Annotated in this window: 13 protein-coding genes; 4 read left to right on the top strand and 9 right to left on the bottom strand. The window is 47.8% G+C overall.

Going from position 1 to position 19,031, the window contains the following annotated elements; genetic code table 11:
- Positions 1-24: 24 nt before the first annotated feature.
- Positions 25-2,820 carry a hypothetical protein gene (locus IRJ16_RS18540; RefSeq protein WP_194113137.1) on the bottom strand — a complete coding sequence of 932 codons (2,796 nt, stop codon included), beginning with the start codon at positions 2,818-2,820 and terminating at the stop codon, positions 25-27.
- Between the two features lie 145 nt (positions 2,821-2,965).
- Between IRJ16_RS18540 and pyrR the strand changes: the two genes are divergently transcribed.
- From pyrR to IRJ16_RS18525, 3 genes are all read left to right on the top strand, one after another.
- On the top strand, positions 2,966-3,508 hold the full coding sequence (gene pyrR / locus IRJ16_RS18535; RefSeq protein ID WP_194113136.1) for a bifunctional pyr operon transcriptional regulator/uracil phosphoribosyltransferase PyrR: 543 nt from the start codon (positions 2,966-2,968) through the stop codon (positions 3,506-3,508).
- Between the two features lie 21 nt (positions 3,509-3,529).
- Positions 3,530-4,453, top strand: a complete 924-nt coding sequence (locus IRJ16_RS18530; RefSeq protein WP_194113135.1) for an aspartate carbamoyltransferase catalytic subunit — start codon at positions 3,530-3,532, stop codon at positions 4,451-4,453.
- A 115-nt stretch (positions 4,454-4,568) separates the two neighbouring features.
- Positions 4,569-4,778: a DNA-binding protein gene (locus tag IRJ16_RS18525; protein WP_194113134.1), complete on the top strand. Its 210-nt coding sequence runs from the start codon at positions 4,569-4,571 to the stop codon at positions 4,776-4,778.
- Between the two features lie 7 nt (positions 4,779-4,785).
- Here IRJ16_RS18525 and IRJ16_RS18520 read toward each other — a convergent pair whose 3' ends face one another.
- The 6 genes from IRJ16_RS18520 to IRJ16_RS18495 form a co-directional block, all read right to left on the bottom strand.
- Positions 4,786-5,322 (bottom strand): DUF922 domain-containing protein, encoded by a 537-nt coding sequence (locus IRJ16_RS18520; protein WP_194113133.1) that lies wholly within the window; start codon positions 5,320-5,322, stop codon positions 4,786-4,788.
- 174 nt (positions 5,323-5,496) lie between these two features.
- Positions 5,497-6,039 (bottom strand): hypothetical protein, encoded by a 543-nt coding sequence (locus IRJ16_RS18515; protein WP_194113132.1) that lies wholly within the window; start codon positions 6,037-6,039, stop codon positions 5,497-5,499.
- 9 nt (positions 6,040-6,048) lie between these two features.
- A complete protein-coding gene (gene recA / locus IRJ16_RS18510) occupies positions 6,049-7,062 on the bottom strand; it encodes a recombinase RecA (protein WP_194113131.1) in 1,014 nt (337 codons plus the stop codon).
- Between the two features lie 69 nt (positions 7,063-7,131).
- Positions 7,132-9,831, bottom strand: a complete 2,700-nt coding sequence (locus IRJ16_RS18505) for a PQQ-dependent sugar dehydrogenase (protein WP_194113130.1) — start codon at positions 9,829-9,831, stop codon at positions 7,132-7,134.
- 170 nt (positions 9,832-10,001) lie between these two features.
- Positions 10,002-10,535 (bottom strand): GNAT family N-acetyltransferase, encoded by a 534-nt coding sequence (locus IRJ16_RS18500; RefSeq protein ID WP_194113129.1) that lies wholly within the window; start codon positions 10,533-10,535, stop codon positions 10,002-10,004.
- A gap of 38 nt (positions 10,536-10,573) precedes the next feature.
- Entirely contained in the window at positions 10,574-16,642 is a 6,069-nt protein-coding gene (locus IRJ16_RS18495) for an alpha-2-macroglobulin family protein (protein ID WP_194113128.1), read from the bottom strand.
- 200 nt (positions 16,643-16,842) lie between these two features.
- Between IRJ16_RS18495 and IRJ16_RS18490 the strand changes: the two genes are divergently transcribed.
- Positions 16,843-17,361, top strand: coding sequence for a DinB family protein (locus IRJ16_RS18490; RefSeq protein ID WP_194113127.1), 519 nt, complete (start codon positions 16,843-16,845; stop codon positions 17,359-17,361).
- A gap of 131 nt (positions 17,362-17,492) precedes the next feature.
- On the opposite strand, the gene IRJ16_RS18485 is transcribed toward IRJ16_RS18490, so the two are convergent.
- Together IRJ16_RS18485 and IRJ16_RS18480 are read right to left on the bottom strand one after the other, a co-directional pair.
- Complete coding sequence (locus tag IRJ16_RS18485; protein WP_194113126.1) at positions 17,493-18,119, bottom strand: class I SAM-dependent methyltransferase; 627 nt, start codon at positions 18,117-18,119, stop codon at positions 17,493-17,495.
- Positions 18,120-18,121: 2 nt separating this feature from the next.
- Positions 18,122-19,006 (bottom strand): UbiA prenyltransferase family protein, encoded by an 885-nt coding sequence (locus tag IRJ16_RS18480; RefSeq protein WP_194113125.1) that lies wholly within the window; start codon positions 19,004-19,006, stop codon positions 18,122-18,124.
- Positions 19,007-19,031: the final 25 nt, after the last annotated feature.

The raw sequence follows: 19,031 nt of genomic DNA, 5'->3' as shown, positions 1-19,031 counted from the left end.
TTGATGATGTGTTAGGTTGATCTTTTATTTGCCTTTATTACCCGGACCGACCACTATCTTTCGGGTAGTTGCACCGAAATGCCCCTGCATATCGGTGCCTTCTATCGTGACGGTGTAAATTCCGGGCTTATCGGCTGCATAAAAAGATAGCTTTGCCTGGCCCTGCTCATTAGTGACCAAGTTAGGTTCCCAATGCAGCGTGGAGCGAATTTCTGTTGATGGCTCCGCACCGGCCAGGTACTTTGGCTTGTAAAACTCGCGCGGCATATATAGTGGCAGTGGGCGATAAATGTAAATACCGGGGGTTTCTTTTAGGACAGGCCCGTTGCCCAGTCTTGTTTTGATGTACATCAAAGAATACCAATCCTTACCGTTAAGTGTAGGTTTATGATAAACAACCATGTTTTTGACAGATGCGGCGGGAATATTCTCTAACATTTGCTGAAAAAAATCGGTAATAAAAGGTACTGCAGTATAATATCTCGTTACCGGTACACTATCGATAATTATGTTGCCGAGGATAGCAGCTTTCATATACCAAAAGTCCCTTGCGCCGCCGCCTTTTGGTAATCGCTTATGAAACTCGGGTATATTACGCTTCAAATATTCAAACAAGGAGATATTGCCTTGTTTGGTCAATATCTTATCGTCTATATCCAGATCTGCAAAATATACATCCTCTCCACGCTCGCCCTGTAAACGGGCTTTTCGCAAGCTTTTAATGTTTACTTGCTTTAACAGATCACCCTTAGCATTTACAGGACCAATTTTGGCAGCCAGTCGTTTCTCGCTTGCTTTCAGGTAGCGCATTAACGTAGTATCGGTATTGGCGAACCAAGGCATCATACGTACGCTATCCGGAGCAGGCAATGGCGCAGGTGTAAACTCCTTAACGTTGATGCCAACGGCAGCCTCTTTGCCTCTTGCGTTATGGATCTTTACAAAATAAGCCACAGTGTCACTCGTTGGCAATCCCGTAAATTTAAAACGCCCCGCATTATCGCTAACGGTATCTAAAACAAAAATATCTTTACGGTAATTCATTAGCGTAACCTTACGGTTAGTGGCCGGCTTATTGAAAAAGTTGCGCAACTCGCCTTCTACCGTATTATCGCTCTCAGCCCAAAAGATCGGCTCTGTTTGTTTTTTGGCGAATACCTTGTTGGCATCAAAACCGATCCAGCCCTGGGTCAACAGTAAGTTATCTAAAGCTTTGGCCGCCATTGGCTGGCCTGCACTAAAATACCAGGCGGGATCTTCGATATTACCTTTCAACTCCGACGATAGCAGCATGTAGCTACCCAAGTGTTGCGTACGCTTAGCAGGATCGATCAAAGCATCATCAGTTATGGATACCGTGAAATTGCCCTGCACTACGCCGGCAATCTTGCTGGTGGCCCCAATATTCAGCGCAATGCTGTCATTAACCACGTAAGCAGCTTTGTCGGGCGTTACTGCCAGGCTGATGCCATCGCCCCGGTCGATAAACACGTTACGGCTAAGCAGCGGCTGCCGGTCAATGTCGGTCACCATCAGGTTCAATATCCCGGTAGGGAACTTATTAGCAGGGATGCGTGTGTTGAATGCCCCGTTAGTGAGCTTGAAAGATGTGCCGAAATAGGTATTGCCTTTACCCTGGGCTATCAGCACGTATTCGGCGTTTGCTTTATCAGCGGTACCGCTAATGTAAAGGCGTACGGTATCCTTATTTGTTGTGCCATCCACCCGCATTGCAATACCTGATGTTTTGGCGACTGGCAAATTGTAGAGCATGCTTTGTCCGTTGGGCAAATTCAGCTTAGCGGTATAGGTCTCGCCAATGGCCGGCACCAATGCAAAGTTGCCCATGCCTTTATGCAAGCTTTTAAATGTGCTTACCTCCTCGCCTTTATTGTTCAGGATAGTCCCCTCAGCGTCAACACCTAAGCCATCCTCACCGACAGCCTTAAAGGCGACCTTATTATACAGACCGGTAACCAAATTCCCGCCCTCGGGCATAAATTGCAGGTCGATATCGTTACCCGTGCGGGTATAGAATGGGAACTTGATCTGTTTGGCCTGTTGCTTACTGATCAGCAGCAAACTTAGGTTACGGCTATTTGCCCCGACCGGTAATTGCAGGTCGGCTGTTAACGACCCATCCACCCCGGTCACCACATCAGCCTTACTGATGCCTTTGCGGCCGTCCAGTAACCGCAGGGTCACCGCTTCGCCAACTACCGGTCGGCCGCCGGGGTTGCGTATTTGCATAGCCATTTTTACCTGACGGTTCTGCTCAGTATGGATGATCTGGTGTTGCTCGCTGATAACCCATGAGCGCTCGGTAGGTTTCCCGATGTAAAAACGGTGGTGAAAGAACTGCTCTTCGCCAAAATTCTGCATCCAGTTAGTGTAAGCACGGATGGTGTAGGCACCTTCGGCCATGTTGGTCTCCAGCTTAAAGTCGCCGTTACCTAAGCCTGCGGTTACGGGGATCACCAGTCGCTCGCGTACCTGGCTGCTGTCGTTCAGCAGTTCCACATAGATCTTATTGCTGTTTAGCGATGCCGCTTTAGTGGCAGCATTTAGCAGATATGTTTTAAACCAAATGGTATCGCCTACTGCGTAGTAAGGTTTATCAAAAGTGATGTAAAGTTTTTCGGCCCCGAACTTAGTATTGTGTTTATCGATAGCGGATAATAACGACTTGACCTTGCCGGTATCGGTTTGTGCCATTGCGGATCTGATAGGCATCAAAAAAACTACCGCGATAAGCTCGATAATGAGCGCGACCTTAAAAAAAGCGCGTACGGCATAGACATGGTGTTTAGGTTGATCCATGAAATTTTGTATTAGGAAAGTGTAGCGATCAGGGAAAGCTAATATAGTGAAAAAAAGCGGGTTTAGCAAATTTACAAGCTGTGTTTGCAGAATAAATAGCTAAAAACCGGACAAATTTTTAACTTTGCCCAAATCCAACCCAACGATGCTTGATCCTACACTGCTCGACGGACAGAAATTTCAGATCACGATCCAACGCCTGTGCCGCCAGTTAATTGAGAATCATAACGACTTTTCACAGTCGGCCATTATTGGCATTCAGCCGCGGGGCATTTATTTGGCCCGCCGCATTGCCGAAGAACTCCGCAATATCATTCCCGGACAGACCATTTTGCAGGGCGACCTGGATATCACGTTTTACCGTGACGATTTCCGCCGCCGCGAACAGTTGACACCCAACCAGACCAAGATCGATTTCATTATCGAGGGCAAAAAAGTGATCTTGATGGATGACGTGCTGTGGACCGGCCGTACCGTACGCTCGGCCATGGATGCCCTGATGGCCTTTGGCCGCCCGGAGAAGGTAGAGTTTTTGACCCTTGTTGATCGCCGCTACTCGCGCCATATCCCGATCACTGCCGATTATACCGGTATAGAGGTGGATTCTATCGCGTCGCAAAAAGTGGTGGTTTCCTGGAAGGAAACCGATGGCGAGGATAAGGTTGTTTTGTTAAGTGATAAAAATTAATTACAGATCCAAGATCAAATAATGGGTTTAAGTACACGACATCTACTTGGTATTAAAGATCTGAACGTAGCCGATCTTCAGTTAATATTTGAGACCGCTGATAACTTCAAGTCTGTATTGAATAGGCCGATCAAAAAAGTGCCGTCGCTGCGCGATGTCACCATTGCTAATATTTTCTTCGAGAACTCTACGCGAACGCGACTTTCATTCGAGTTGGCCGAAAAACGTTTGTCGGCCGATGTGGTAAACTTTGCGGCATCGTCATCATCGGTAAGCAAGGGCGAAACGCTGATCGATACCGTGAACAATATCCTGGCCATGAAAGTGGATATGGTGGTAATGCGCCACCCTTACGCCGGTGCCGGTGTGTTCTTGTCTAAACACGTAAAGGCCCAGATCGTGAACGCCGGCGACGGCGCTCATGAGCACCCTACCCAAGCTTTACTGGATGCTTTCTCTATCCGTGAGCAATACGGCGATGTGGCCGGCAAGAAAGTGGTGATCGTTGGTGATATACTGCACTCGCGCGTTGCCCTATCCAACATTCTTTGCCTTAAAATGCTGGGGGCCGAGGTAATGGTTTGCGGACCGACCACACTGATCCCTAAATATATCAAAGAACTGGGCGTTATAGTAGAGCACGACCTGCGCAAGGCCCTTAACTGGTGCGATGTAGCCAATATGCTGCGCATACAGTTAGAGCGTCAGGATATTAAGTATTTCCCGTCTATCCGAGAATATACCATGCTTTATGGTTTGACCAAACCGATCCTGGATTCTTTAGATAAAAAGATCACCATTATGCACCCGGGACCGATCAACCGCGGTGTCGAGATCAGTTCTGATGTGGCCGATGGAGAGCACTCGATCATTCTGGATCAGGTAGAGAATGGCGTGGCTATCCGCATGGCGGTACTCTTTTTATTGGCAGGGCAGACCGGTTGACCCGTTGATCATAGAATTTCCAAGGACGCTTTGTATTGATGAGATGCAAGGCGTTTTTTGTTGCAGACTGTAACAAACCCATCTCATCTGAATCTACCTATTAAACTTTAAACCGATGGGACTATTCACTGCCGACGAACCGAAACGCTACGAGATAGACGATAAGCAACTGATCTGCGTGTTTTGCAAGAACGAAACCTTCCACACCCGAAAGGAACAGCTGCACTCACCAACCCGAACTATACTTAACCTGGAATGGACCGATAGCACCGCTACCTGTTTTGTTTGCAGCAGTTGCGGGTATATGCATTGGTTTATGCGGTAAAGGAAGGTCAATAGTTTTTAGGTAGTTTTTGCAATTCTAAAAAAACGAACAGTTGCCACCGGTACTGCATATTGTGATTCCCCGCATGTGAAGTTTCTTTATCATATTTTGATTCCATAGCACCACAATCGGCCCTGTTTTGACGAAATATGGTATCCATTTCTGCCTTGTAATTGCTGGTGAAAACTGCATCCTTAAATGCAGCTGCTAATTTGCGCGTAAAGAGCTCGTTGATATCAAAATGCGTTTGTTCATGGCCTAATAAATAGTCCCCCATCTGATCCCTCATTACCCAAGAGATGTCAGTGTACATCACATTATCCAAAGTAAAAGTTAGAATATAGGACGTATCACGGCGCTCGACTCTGTAATTGTAACGTGTATCCCAAACAATAACCGAACCTGCCCCCGCTCTATAGTCGGGCCCGCCTTTAAAATCTGCCCAGGTCAATGGTCTGTCTTCTTTCCACTTTACGATACGAGTATCGTCAACCGTCGGACTCACCCAAAGCATAAATAATATCGTCAGGTTTAGGAACTGCATATTGATCTGAGATTCTGGTTGAATGAAGATACTACATATGATGGTAAACCGGAAATTAGGAAAAAGGTTGAGATCGATATTCTTTGCCAAGTCAAGCGTCCAAGCTTACTACGTGAGCGAAGACGCTCATAATAATGGTTCAGTCAAGCGTGGACACTTGACGGGGCGGGGAATTTAGTCAATAAACTTTGCTGTCTGCAAAGACCTTTCTATCATTTGGACCGCTTCCTTCTCTGAAGTTGAATTTATTCTATCCGATAAAACTGTATAGGTAATAATGGCAGCAATTTTCTCTATGCTTTTAACATCTATTAACCGCCAAGTTAAGATGGTCAGCTCACTATTGCCCTCTTTGATATCCTCCGAGATGAACTTAGTTAAGACAAGATCGTCTGATGTTATAATATAAGGCAGGCCACTCGTTAGATCAGCTATATTTTGCTCTGAACTTGAATGTAAAGGAGCGACAGCTTTGATGATATATAACCGTAACGTACTTTGAGAATTTGGATCGAAGCAAGCTTCCAGATCGCCTTCTTCAAGTTCATATTGCCAATGAGAAGGGAGATCGATCACCAGATCTTTATACCGGTGGCTTATAAATTCGGGAGCTCTTTTCTTGAAGATATTGAACATTTCATGATAGGTAGAGAAGGTTTTCGCCAACAAAGCCCCGAACCATTGCTGATTCGGGGCTTGCCATATATTTGATAACAAAAACTATAACTATGCTTCTTCCAGGCTGTCGCCGCTGATCAGGGATTTGATCTTGACCTCCAGCTCTTCCATCAGTTCGGGGTTGTCCTGGATCAGTTGTTTCACCGCATCGCGGCCCTGGCCTAAGCGGGTTTCGCCGTAGCTGAACCAAGAGCCTGATTTTTTGATCACACCATGCTCAACACCCAGGTCGATGATCTCGCCGGCTTTAGAGATACCCTCGCCGAACATGATATCGAACTCGGCCAAGCGGAACGGCGGCGCAACTTTGTTCTTCACGATCTTCACCTTAACGCGGTTACCAGAAACTTCGTCGCTATCTTTAATTTGTGATATACGGCGTACATCCAAACGTACCGAAGCGTAAAATTTCAAGGCGTTACCACCGGTAGTAGTTTCCGGGTTACCGAACATCACACCGATCTTATCGCGCAACTGGTTAATAAAGATACAGCAGCATCCTGTTTTGCTGATGGTACCGGTCAACTTACGTAAAGCTTGAGACATTAAACGTGCGTGCAGACCCATTTTAGAATCACCCATCTCGCCTTCGATCTCGCCCTTAGGCACCAAGGCCGCAACCGAGTCGATAACCAAAATATCTATAGCGCCAGAGCGGATCAAGTTGTCAGCTATCTCTAAAGCTTGCTCACCGTTATCCGGTTGAGAGATCAGCAGGTTCTCTACATCCACGCCTAATTTTTTAGCGTAAAAACGATCGAACGCGTGTTCCGCATCTATAAAAGCCGCGATGCCACCATTCTTTTGCGACTCGGCGATAGCATGGATAGCCAAAGTAGTTTTACCCGAAGATTCCGGGCCATAGATCTCGATCACACGGCCTTTAGGCAAACCCCCTACTCCTAAAGCGATATCAAGCCCTAAAGATCCGGTGGATATTACCTCGATAGGCTCGATCTCGGTATCACCCAATTTCATGATCGTACCTTTGCCGTATGATTTTTCCAGCTTATCAAGCGTAAGCTGTAATGCTTTAAGTTTATCTGCGTTTGCGTTGCTCATCGTCTAAAATTGTATGATACAAATATAAAACATAGTTTTGATATTTACTAATAAATTTAGTAAATATTTTTAATTAGCTAATTTTATTTTATTCACCCTTACGGCACGGCCATTCAGCACAAAATAAAGATCGTTAACACCCGCTGCATCAGCCACATCCAGCTTGATCGGCTGCCCCGGATACTTACCCGTATATTTGCCTAGCACTTTACCTGTCGGCGACCCGGCACGCACCTGCAGGGTCACATCAGCAGGCTGACCGTTACCTCGGGCGGTCACCAACTCCATTTGCTTAACGCCGGTCAGGTCCACATTGGCAAATTTAAGCCAGCCGCCGTCTTTAATGGTAGCGTAAGTAATGTCCCAATCCTGGTCCACGTTTTTCTTATCGGATAGTTTCGACACCAGCAATTGCGGCGCATCCAGCACCAGCGTTTGCTCACCGCTTTGTACCGATGATAGCTTGGCGCCTTTATCGGTATAAGCCGCGCGGATGATAAAGCTGCCATCGGTATTTTCGCCCTCGGGCACGGTAGTATTATAGCTGCCGCTCACCGGCAACGACTTAGCATGGCGCGCCGGGTAACCCAAACTTAAAATGTATTTCACGATCGACTTTACGTCACTCTCAGCCATGGTCGGGTGGGCAGGCATCTGGGCATCGCCCCAAACGCCCTGGCCGCCGCCTAATATTTTCTTCAACAATGCTTCAGGCGCTTTAGCGTCGCCTTTATACTTCTCGCCCACTTGGGTGAACGACGGACCTAAGATCTTCTCGTTAACAGCATGGCAGGCTTTACAATCGCTCTTAGCGATCAGCGCTTGCGCGCCTGATAACTGCGCACCCGCATCTACGCTGCCTTGCTTAGAGGCAATGGCCGTCATATTGTAACCTTCGGACAGGTAATTGGCACTCACAGAGACCTTGGTCGCCGGGATCTTGCCACCGGCCAGACTGCCGTCCTCTTTGTCGGCCACATCCACACTGTAGCCAACCACTGCTCCCGGGAAAAAGAATTGCGAGTTACCGGCGGTGATATTGATCTTCACCACCGGCGGCTGGTTGCCCGCCTTGATCTCTACCGACTTGCTATTCTTCGCACCTTTAGCGTCGGTCACGGTCAGCAGCGCTTTATAGATGCCTGCTGTTGTAAAGCTGACGCTTGGGTCGGCCTGGGCAATGGTTTTGAATGGCGCACCGTTCTTGGTGATCTTCCAAACATATCTTAGTTTATCGCCTTCATCCGCATCGCTGGTCCCTTTTGATGATAGGGCCACGGTTAGCGGCAATGCGCCTGCTATCTTATCGGCCGAGGCCTGTACCTGTGGCTTGCGGTTGCCACCATTGTACTCTATGCGGATCAGTTCGGCTTCGGGATTATCCTTGAAGTAGCCATTGCCATACTCTAATACGTAGAGGTCGCCGTTGGGGCCAAATTTCATATCGATAGGGCCATGCAACTGCAGGTTAGGCAGAAAGCGCTCCATGCTTTGGTAGGTGCCCTGATCGTCCATGGTCACCAGGTTTATCCAGCCGCGCACCCAATCGGTAATGAACCATTTACCCTCAAAGTACGACGGGAATACGCGCGGCGCGTTCTTAAAGTCCGAAGCGTGGAATATCGGTCCACCCACGGCGCTGTTACCGCCCCCGCCCATCAGCGGGAACTCCTTACTGGCTTGTTTAGAGTACCAGATAAAGGGCGCAGTAGTTGGCGGCAATTCTTCCAGACCGCTGCTGTTAGGCGATGTGTTGACAGGCTTAGCAGAATCAAACAACGGCCCAGGGTCTTTGGTAACGAAATTGTAATGGTGATAAGGAAAATTGTTACCTATAAAATATGGCCAGCCATAATTGCCCGGCTTTTTGGCCTGATTAAATTCATCATAAGATTGTGGGCCACGCTTCTCAAAGTCATCCACACTGCCATCGGGGCCAACCTCGCCCCAGTATAGCCAGCCCGTTTTGCTGTCGATAGTTAAGCGCCAGGGGTTGCGGTTACCCATGGTGTAGATCTCGGCGCGGGTTTTGGGCGTACCTTTAGGGAACAGGTTACCCTTCGGGATGGTATAAGTACCGTTAGGCTCTGGGTGGATACGCAGGATCTTGCCCCTCAGGTCGTTAGTGTTAGATGATCCTTTTTGCGAATCCTGGGTATACATGCCGGGGCGCTCATCTAGGGGCGAAAAACCGTCGGACGCGCGGGAGAAGGTATTATCTCCCGTACTCAGGTACAGGTTACGGTCCTTATCGAAAACCATACCGCCGCCCACGTGGCAGCACTCGTAGCGTTGTACAGGTACGTCAAGTATCTTTTTGCGGGTAGCGGTGTTAAGGGGGCCTTTACCCAACCATGTATAACGCTCCAGCCGATTCACCGAATCCTTACCGATAGGCGAGTAATACACATACATCCAATGGTTCTTATCAAAGTCAGGGTCCAGGATCACGCCTTGAAAGCCGTCCTCGGCCTCGCTCTCCTCGCCGGTCTGGCTTACGTATTTGGTACTCACGGGGAAATCGTGCACGATGCTGATCTTGCCTGTAGCCGGGTCATATAGTTTCAGTTTCCCTTTGCGCTCGGCGTACAATACTTTGCCGTCCTTCATGATCTGGAACTGCATCGGCTCCTCTATACGCTGGGCCAGCACCACTTTGGTAAAACGGTTATCATCGGGCTTAGCAGCGGTTTGTGCCGACGCATTAGAGTAACAGGCCGCCGCAACAAGGCCCGCGAGAATGAATTTACTTGCTTTGATATCGAACATGGAGTTTATAAAAGGTTTCGCGGCCGGCCACCTACAGCACCGACCGTATCGCTAAGATAGGGATCTTCGGCATAATATCAACGGGCTAATATATCATCTCTCCGAATTAAATTATCATTTTTTTTTAAAATAATTCGATTTAGCAAAAACATTCTAAGGCAGCGGGTACCTTACATCCACCCTTCCTTTCCTATCCTGTAAATAAAATTCTGCTTAGCCATCTCACCGTAATAGGCTATCGACTGTTCGCCTATCTTTTTAGCTCCTAAGCGCTCGATCGCTTTTTGCGAGCGGAAGTTGGTGCTGCCGATATGGAAGATGACAGCACCGAAATACTTCAGTGCATGGTCCATCATCAATTTCTTGGCCGATGGGTTGTACTTACCTCCCCAATATTCTCGGGCGTAAAAGGTGTAGCCGATGGCGATGGCATTCTCCTCTTCGGTATCGTAAAAGCGGGTACTGCCGATCACTTTATCGGTCTCTTTATGGATGATCAAATAAGCTCCTTTGGACTCTATTGCTCCTTGAAAAAACGTTTGGAACACCTCGCGTTGGTAGCGGTCCTTATTGGGGTGCTGCTCCCAGATCAATGGGTCGGACGCGACGGCATAGAGGGTGTCAAAGTCATCTTCTTTAAGCGGGATCAGGCGGACGATATTGTCGGCTAAAATAGCCTGGCGGTCAAATTCAGGTGGATGCATATACCCAAAGGTATCACATCCACCTGTGGCTACCTAAATTATTTTGCCACCACATTCACCCTCTGACCACCCACTGTGGCATTAAATTCAGGCGCGTACATACTTTGGATAGTGCTTAAACCGGCAGAGTAATTGCCCGGTTGCGCAGCCCTTACCTCGTACTCAAAAACGTGGTTGCCTTTTGTTAACCTGCTGATATAAAAATTGGTCGACAGATCGCGGGTGACCATATAATAATAAAGGCCGCCCTGATATTTATAAGCCGACAGCACATCCACAGGGTCGGTCCCGGCCGGGCGGTTATCTTTCACATGGATATACTCCATATCGCGATCGGTTTTAACATACAACACTACCTTTAGCAGATCGCCGGGTTTAGGCTGGTGTTTAGCATCCACGACCACCGGCCCATCTTTTGTGACGATGAAATACTTGCGCTCTAACTGCAACCCGCTTTGCGACGCTTTTACTTTATCGGCATCCTCCAGGTATTGCCAGTACAGCGCGCCCAAACCAACGGACTTACCCGGGTTGCTGATGTCGACCTTAGCCATAGCCGGTTTGATCTGGCCGTCGGTCCAGGTAGTTTTAAGATAACCAGTTCCGGCTTCCGCCTTTATATCAGGCTTCAATGCGGTCAACTCGGCCCCGCCTATGCTGATCTTGCTATCGGCTTGGGTGTTCAGTGCCGTAGTGCGATTGATCAGCAAGGCAAAACAAGCCGCGGCGGTAGCCTTGGTACTGCGCCAGCTATTCACCTGCTTGTTGCGGATCAGCCACAGTTTCATTTCATCTATCGCTTTATCATACCCGCCAACCTCACTGAACAATTCGATCATCAAACACTGCGTTTCGATAGGTGCCTGATACCAATAGTAGCCCGCCCGGTTGTCGACCCAATACATCCCCATGTCGGCACTTGTCTGAGCGGCCTCCATTAACGAGCGAACGATCTTTTGGGTAACTTCAGGTTTGCCGTTACGGAGCATGGTGAGGGCGATCAGTCCTTGTTCGTATTTACTTTTACCGAGCCATTGGCGGTCGGCCAACTTTAGGCGTTCGGCCAGAATGGTCTTTTGTTCCGGCCCCATCGGTACGTCTGCAAAATAACTCCGGACATACCAGGCGTAAAGCTCGTCAGGGCTAACGCCATCTATGGTCTTACGCTTATCTTTAATACCGCGAACCAACAGTGTATCCGAATATTTTATGGCTTTGTCGGCAATGGTCTTCAATGCTTGCTTATTGGCCTCATCGGTAGCGCCGGCCTTGTTAAGTTGACCTATACCAGCCAAAATATACCGTGTGATATAGCTATCGGCCACATTCCCGCCGAACCAGGCAAAACCGCCATCGGCCAGTTGCTTGGCGGCCAGTTTGTTGAGGGTACTCTGCCTGTCGTAACTCATTTGGTTAACATCGAACAATAAAGCCAGCCGCTTCTTCTGCCCGGTCTCTGTTTGGGCATCGCGCAGCCAAGGGCTTTCTTCAAGCAGGGCGGTCTTAAGTTCTTTGTTCTTTTCCAAATTGGATAGTGACGCGTTGCTACCGGCCGACCGCCAACGATCGAAAATTTGTTTGATAACCGGTTGTTTACTAATAAGGTGTGCAGCCATACCATTACCAACGTAGCGACCGAACATTTGCTCCGGGCTATCATCAGCAGCGTCGGTCAAGGTTGGCAATGCTTGGATGGCGCTCCACGCTGTGTTTGTGGTGTACTCCAGCGTAAGTGTCCTGCTTTTCAGCGTCGGGCTGTGTTTAGCGGCGAGGGCATCCATGGTGAAGCTTTTACGTTCGCCCGGGCGCACCATCATAGGTAGGGATGTAGTGACCAACACTTGTTTGGATAACACCGGCAAGGTATTTTCTTCGGCATCGGTAAAATCGCCCGACTCGGCCGATATGCGATACGTCAGCGCATCCAAGCCATCAGGAATGATCAGCTTAAAATTTAACGAGCGGTTGCTCTGGCTCTCCAATTCGAACGGGTGCTCCGAAGCTTTTGGATCAGCGAAAATACCGATAGGCTGATCGTTCAGACCGTTGAAGAATTGCATCTGCACGCGGCCCTTCAATTTAGCCGATGTTAAATTAGCCACCCTTGCCGCCACCGTAATGGTATCACCCGAGCGGAAGAACCTCGGCATGCCCGCGCTAACGCTCAGTTGTTTTTGGGTAACGATATTTTGCTCGACGTATACCGTAGCCAGATCCCTGGTATGCGCAAAAGCTTTGAATCGCCATTGGGTCAAACTTTGCGGCATGGTAAAATTGATGCTGATCTGCCCGTCCTTATTGGTTCGTAACTCCGGATAAAAGAAAGCGGTCTCGTTAAAATTGATGCGCGGGTTGATATATCTAAGCGTTACCTCATTTGTCGAATAGGTTAAAGCGTCCGTTTTGAAACGTTCTCCCGGCGGGGTACTAAGTTCGCGTCGGGTAACGTAGTTGTTATAGACCGCGGTCTCGTGCATGGTATACGAATCTTGCAAGGCCGGATCGTTAAAGATATCGTTACTATCCTCTATATAACCTTCCCTTAAAGCATATGCCGGTAGTGCCACTTCTTTACCATTTACCTTAATGGTTTTTGGGGTAATTGCAGCAGGCCTATTATCGTGATAATTGTAGCTGAACATTTTAAATCGTTCGTGATCGCGACTAAAGCCATAAAAAGGCTGGGTAAAAGTACTCAGATAGCTACCCGTTGTATGATTGTTATCGCCCGATCGTTCCCACGCAAAATATTGGGGCAACCTTTCGGCCTCCGCATTCTTGACCAACCAGGAGTTACGGTCCCACGACTGCCTAAGCCCGTCAAGAGCGCTATCATACAGTGTAGCTACCATTTGTGCCGGTACTATTTTGTTATCCTTAGCGCGCAACTGAAATTTCCATTGCTCTTTTTCGCCCGGCTGTAACTTATTGCGAAATGTGGTGAACCTGATGTCCAATTTTTCAGGTAAGGGTTTATGGGCCGGAAAGTAAACATAATCTACCCTGTTATCATACATCATCATAAACTGTACTGATAGCCCGCGGCCCTGGTAACTTGTCGGGATATCTATCACCTGCTGCTTACCGGCAGGTAGATGACGCCACTCGGCCGATCGCAGTACAGGGCCATCGTAAACTTCGATCAATACATAGCTTTTTTTAACGTTGCCTACGTAATACCGTTGATAATTAGCGACCGGGTCTTTAGATGGTATAGCAGCTATCCAGTAAAGATCGGTCGGCACGGTCGGTCCGTTGTACCATATCACATCGGTAGTATAGGTAGCGGTATCTCCTGCCAATGTTTCACCCTTAACTACGAGCCGATATTTTCCTGACCCTAACCGATCAAGCACGCTCAGGTCAAGCTCGGCCGAATGCAATGTATCGGCAACAGCGGCGGCGGTACCCACCGCACGGTCTATTCGCTGCACTAAAGTTCTGTTTTGCGAGCGATACGTGTAACCGGGGAAGTTTTTTTGATATGGCAGGCTATCGATCAAAAATGTATCAGCGTGATCATAATACCAAAATTTTTCCTTAGGCCTTTCTGGCGGCTTTTGCAGCGCGTAAATGGTAGCATTTAACTTACCTTTAACTGGCATGCCGCTCAGATCGGCAAGCAGGATCTTGAATATAGTAGTATCGCCCTTAAAATAAACGTTGCGTTGTCTCCTTTCGGGCAGCAAGGTCACATTATTATCGGCCGCCACTACACTTGCCGTTCCTTTCCGGGTTTCGTTGTTACCATCGGTGGCACTGGCTATAACGTTGTAAATGTAGCTTACATCTCCCTGATCAAAACCGTTACCCCGCTCAGCCATAAATTTGTAGGTAAACCGGCCGCGCCCGTCGGTGACCACAGTGTCATTCAGTTGAAATGCTCTTTGATCAAAGAGGATGTTTTTGAGTTTTTGATCCAGGCTAAAGGTTTTGGCTTTTAATTGCCAACCTACATTTATGGCTACTCTTGCTTGCGATATACCATGCCCGGCAAACGCCCGTACCGTACCGGTGATCCGGATGCTGTCAGCAGGCCTGTAGGTTTTGGTAATAGGATCCAACTCTACCTCGAAAGTGGGGCGTTTATATTCCTCTACCCTTATATCCCTTTCGTTGTTTTGATCTGTGCTGAAAATGATATTACCGTTGATGTTAGTGGGTATAACGAACGAACCGTAAAAAGTACCGAACTCGTTAGTGACCACCGGGATAGAATCTATTACTGTAATGTAGTTCTTTTTTATCTTTACCGATAGCCGTTGGCCGGGTATTACACTTGTATTCCCGCCCTGTGTTTGCGAGTAGAGGCCGCTAAAATATACGGTCTGGCCCGGGCGATACAGATCACGATCGGTGAAAAAGACTGTCCTTACTTCCCGTTTTTGCAAATTTGATAAACGGGCACCATAAGTATATTTTTTGGCCGAAATAACACTGTCGCTACCGGCCAATATCTTTATCGAGTAGTTTCGATGATCAACATCTAAAGTGACCATACCGTTCTTATCGGCAGTGTACCGCTTAACGCTATCGGCAATGACGGTCGCACCGGCCATGGGTTTGCCGGTAAGACGGTGGGCGACAACAATACCTATTTTACTATCGGGCAACTCGCGCACCAGGTAATTAATATCGGTAATGTGCAATTCGAACAGCGACGGGTACCCAGTGTCCTGAGCACTGATATATCTGGCTGCTATAATATAGTGCCCCTTTTCCAAGGGGTCGATCTTAAATTCGGTGCGGTGTGTCTTGTAATCTTGAAGGTCGGGCAACTCAATAGTTTGCTCCCGCAGACTCTTGATACCCTGAATGTACTTTTGTTTAAGGTACTGCGGTTGTTTATAAAATGACCATGACTCATCGGGCGCAAGTTTATTATAAACACTAAGCTGCTCTGGTGTTAATTTATAATAGCTTAAAGTTACCGCCTTAATATTAGTATAACTGATAGCCCCCAATAGTGGTTTACCCGATACGTTGGGGTTTTCGGTCTCTATCTGCATCCATAAGCGCTTAATAATGTTCAAATAGCCTGCAGCGTTCTTAGCTGCAAGGCTATTGGGAAAACGCTTTATCGCCGCATAGTAACAACTCACAGCTTTGGTGAGATCGCCATTATCAGCATAAAATTTACCCATCAGCTGCAAAGCATCAGCACTTGACCTCAGATCGGTCTTAGCGGCTATAATTTCCAAGCCTTTTAGGTATAGTTGAGGCTTATTAGGATGCCGCGTATGCTGTTTAAGAAAAACAAGTCTTTTCAGATCAAGATCGGCAATAGCTTCGGGATGGTTTTGAACCATATGAAAGGCCGTAGCTTGCTGCAAAAGTACAAAGCCTTTATAAACATTGGAGTTGGTGTCTGTAGTTGGGATGGTAAAAGCGGTAAAGCCTTTGCTATCGGCCCAAAAACGGTCGTCAGTAGTATCAAATGGCTTTAACGGCCGGGGGAAATAACCGTTATCCATCAGGTAAAGATCCAGTGCACGTGCAACCAACAGGTCATACAGTGTAGGCCTTAGATAGCGGGTAGCGCTATCGCCTTCCAACAGGTCTGCAAACTTATCTACCGGTGTCCTTTGTGCAATTGTCTGATCGGTCAACGACAAGGCGAACTCTTTGCCCATCTCGTCGTAAAAATTTCGGTGTCCCCACTTTGTAATATCTGTTCCGGCAGGGTTAAGATCAGGATAGCTATACAACGATGGCCGCTTTTGTTGGCAATATTTCCAGTAAATATTGCCTAACATCGAATGTAATATCTGCTTGACCGGAAACCTGGCATCCCTGAGCTTTTGCTTCAGTCGATCAACTATAGCAGGGAGAGGGGACTCTTCGGTCAGGCTCATAAAACGCATTCGGTAAATGGCCGCCGCAAGCTGTAACGTCACATCTTTTTCAACGTCGGCCGCTCGCTCTAACCTCTCGGTCTCGGTCAGGGCCGACTTAGGCAGACCTAAAGCTGCCAGTGAATCGATACGACGAATGATCGCTTTGCTGTCCTGGGCATAGGCCGATGCTTGCAAAAGGAAAAAACTGATCAGCAAGATCAGGAGCCGGCGAAAGTTATAGGCGTAAGTGTTTTTAGGTTTGTGGTGCATAAGTAGGTTAAGGATGCTGTACTTGACAGAATTCCATACGCCGAAAGTATGTTTTTTAAAGACCAGCCCGGTGTTAAATTTTGTTAATAAGACCCGCCAGCCAAAATTATTTTCAATTCAGTTTTCCCTGCTGACATAGGGCTGTCATTAGGGGGTGGTTCCTTTGTATCATAAAGTCAAACAACAAAACATTACACATTATGAAACTCTTAGCATTTTTAAAAAAGAACCTGATCGAAGAAGCTGCCGAAACCCGCAAAATGTTGGCGACCGTTAAAGACGAAGACTTTGCCTGGCAGCCACACCCTAAAAGCATGACCATTGCCCGCCTGGTGAGTCACTTGGCCGATATTGGCGGCTGGATACACATGACCCTCACTACCAACGAACTGGACTTTGCCCAAGGCTTCACCGAACGCCCGGTAGCAAATGTAGCCGACGCATTGGAACTATTCGACGCTAACGTAGCCAAGTCTTTAGTTGAGTTAGAGAAAGCGACCGAAGAGTTCCTGGATATCCCTTGGACCATGCGCAATGGCGAGATGATCTATTTTACCGATAGCAAAGCCGGCGTGATACACATGTCTATGGGGCAGATGATCCACCACCGTGCACAGTTAGGCGTGTTCTTACGTCTGCTTGATGTGGCCATCCCCGGCCCTTACGGACCGAGTGCTGATGAAATGGCACTGTTCGGTTTGGAAGAAACCGAGGCGTAATTAAGTGTCGGAGATCTAACCACAAAGGGCACAAAGAGAGAAGCCACAAAGGACACAAAGACCTTTTATTGACCATAAAGGCTTTGTGTCCTTTGTGAAAACCTCCGTGCCCTTTGTGGTTAATAAAACTCTCATAAGGTCTTTCTCTTATACACCGACGCCAACACAAATTCCCCAAAAAAAGCCCGCTCTGCATCTGCAACATACCCCATCGAAGTAAACCGCTCAGCTATAGGCGGCAACTCCGTTACATCCACACAGCCCATCAGCCTGAAAAAATAATACATGCTTTTAAGCAGCGGGTTTTGCCACCATTTGCCCGTTAGTTGAAAGTCGGTATTGAGCCAAATGCTTTCGGGTTTGAGCAGTCCATCAAGGGTAGCAAATACTTTATCAAAAATTATCGGGGATAGGCTGTCCAATAAGAAAGCGGTAATCACCACATCGAACGGCTCTGTCAAACCGGCATCTTCAATAGGTTGGTTCAGATAGATGACCGTGTTATTGGCGGCGTTCTTTCGCTTGGCTATCGCCATCATCTTAGTAGATAACTCCACATAAGTGATGTGCAGGCCAGATGGGTGTAATTTGCTCAGCGCTTCGATCAATTCCCCATCGCCGCCGCCGGCGATAAGTATGCGGGAGTTAAGTGGAATATGGTCAAGAAAATGAGTTTGAGCGTTGATCAGCGTGTCGCCATAAACCAACCTCGACAAGCGGCGGTAAAACCAGGCGGCGTTATCGTAGTTGGATGCCAACGTTATTTAAAGATGAAATTGAAGGCGACCAACATCACATATTGTAGGATCAGCACGCCATCCATGTAAAAGAAATAGTAGTACTCATTCTTTTCCCATTTAGAGCGGAAGATAAGCCAGCCCATTAGAACGACCGTAACGGCAAGCGCCCAAAAATCTATCGTAAAGCCATTATCGCGGAACATGAAGAGTAAGATGAGGTAGCCTGCTAACAAAGCTTGACAGAACAAGTAAGCCCCCTTTTCGCCCCAGGCTACAGCGACTGTCTTTAAGCCGTGCTTCTTATCATGGAACAGATCCCGGATATCGAATGGTACAGTCAGCGCGCCGATCAATAGTGACCGCTTGGCGATCAGGATCATGGTATCGCGCATGTTGATGCTGGTGAGGTGCAGATCCTGTGATTCTAACACCGGGAACAGCACACAGCTAAATGTCCAGACAATGGTGATCAAGAATGGCTTCAACCCAGGCACATGGCGCAAGCCAAATTTGTGCTCGCCAATGGTGAATATCGGCATGCTGTAACCCACACATAACGCTCCCAAGAACAATAGCAGTAGGCGCGACTGCATGGATATCATGAAGAACAGCGGGATCATCAGCAGCACCGATACAATGGTAAAAGTGATCATCAGCCTATGATGGCTATAGAACCACCTCACCCTGCGGAAGGGGGACTTTAGCGGTTGCGCTCCGGGTTTTACCAATAGGATAGCAAAATTGTACTCGGCAAGCGTGGCTACGAAAAGCAACCCAAGGACAGCGTACACAGGTCTTGACCCGATCAGATGGAAAGTGACCAATGCCTGCGCCACCGCGCACAACGCCATAAACACGTTGCTGAAAAGCAGAAAGTCGAGAACCGGCCTGAAAAGTTTCTTCATCAACAGATGGTAAAATGTATGGTCG

The organism is Mucilaginibacter myungsuensis (assembly GCF_015222005.1).
GTDB classification, from domain to species: domain Bacteria; phylum Bacteroidota; class Bacteroidia; order Sphingobacteriales; family Sphingobacteriaceae; genus Mucilaginibacter; species Mucilaginibacter myungsuensis.
The sequence above is the reverse complement of the archived record's forward strand: the minus strand, read 5'-3'. Positions and strand labels throughout refer to the sequence as shown.

What these genes read in the sequence shown, in the direction of transcription:
- IRJ16_RS18490 (WP_194113127.1), top strand. Translation starts at nt 16,843, where the DNA reads ATGAAACTCTTAGCATTTTTAAAAAAGAACCTGATCGAAGAAGCTGCC.
- recA (WP_194113131.1), bottom strand. Translation starts at nt 7,062, where the DNA reads ATGAGCAACGCAAACGCAGATAAACTTAAAGCATTACAGCTTACGCTT.
- IRJ16_RS18480 (WP_194113125.1), bottom strand. Translation starts at nt 19,006, where the DNA reads ATGAAGAAACTTTTCAGGCCGGTTCTCGACTTTCTGCTTTTCAGCAAC.
- IRJ16_RS18530 (WP_194113135.1), top strand. Translation starts at nt 3,530, where the DNA reads ATGGGTTTAAGTACACGACATCTACTTGGTATTAAAGATCTGAACGTA.
- IRJ16_RS18505 (WP_194113130.1), bottom strand. Translation starts at nt 9,831, where the DNA reads ATGTTCGATATCAAAGCAAGTAAATTCATTCTCGCGGGCCTTGTTGCG.
- IRJ16_RS18520 (WP_194113133.1), bottom strand. Translation starts at nt 5,322, where the DNA reads ATGCAGTTCCTAAACCTGACGATATTATTTATGCTTTGGGTGAGTCCG.
- IRJ16_RS18495 (WP_194113128.1), bottom strand. Translation starts at nt 16,642, where the DNA reads ATGCACCACAAACCTAAAAACACTTACGCCTATAACTTTCGCCGGCTC.
- pyrR (WP_194113136.1), top strand. Translation starts at nt 2,966, where the DNA reads ATGCTTGATCCTACACTGCTCGACGGACAGAAATTTCAGATCACGATC.
- IRJ16_RS18540 (WP_194113137.1), bottom strand. Translation starts at nt 2,820, where the DNA reads ATGGATCAACCTAAACACCATGTCTATGCCGTACGCGCTTTTTTTAAG.
- IRJ16_RS18525 (WP_194113134.1), top strand. Translation starts at nt 4,569, where the DNA reads ATGGGACTATTCACTGCCGACGAACCGAAACGCTACGAGATAGACGAT.
- IRJ16_RS18500 (WP_194113129.1), bottom strand. Translation starts at nt 10,535, where the DNA reads ATGCATCCACCTGAATTTGACCGCCAGGCTATTTTAGCCGACAATATC.